This is a genomic window from Streptomyces sp. A1136 (assembly GCF_004795055.1).
Taxonomy (GTDB): Bacteria; Actinomycetota; Actinomycetes; order Streptomycetales; family Streptomycetaceae; genus Streptomyces.
In genome coordinates, this window is record NZ_SSBJ01000334.1 from 1 (window position 1) to 537 (window position 537).

1 pseudogene is annotated in these 537 nt (G+C 70.4%); it reads left to right on the forward strand.

The window, feature by feature from the left end:
• Positions 1-245: 245 nt before the first annotated feature.
• Positions 246-537, forward strand: a pseudogene (locus E6R62_RS38905) (hypothetical protein); the annotation flags it as partial.

Sequence of the window (537 nt, forward strand, 5' to 3'; positions counted from 1 at the left end):
ATCTGTGTCGTCCTTGCACGGAGTGATCATCGAGTGCGCGGGCCGTCGCCGGAGGGCGCGTCGAACCGATTCGCCTGAAGGGAGGAGTTCCCGGGGCGTTGCGTTCGACGCGTTGACCAGCCGTTCGGGGCCGCTCGGAAAATTTCCCCGGCTCGCGTTGAACAGACCACCGCTCCCCGCCCGTACATAGGGCCATCACCGGCGCATCCGGCGCCTCAACCACCTTACGGACAACGGGAGTTGACATGACTACCTGGCGCAGCGCGGCGCTCGCGGCAGCGGCGGCAGCGGTACTGGCACTGACCGCGACGGGCTGCGGCCAGGACAAGGGCAGCGCGTACGCGGGCGGCAACGGGCAGCCGGTCGGCAACGCGGGCAGCGCCCAGCCCGCCGACAACGGCTACGGGTCGGGCGGCGGCTACGGACAGGCGGGCGGCGCCCCATCGTCCGCCAAGCAGGCCGGGCAACTTGCGGTGAGCGACAGCAAGGACCTCGGCAAGGTCGTCACCGACAGCGCCGGGTTCACGCTCTACCGCT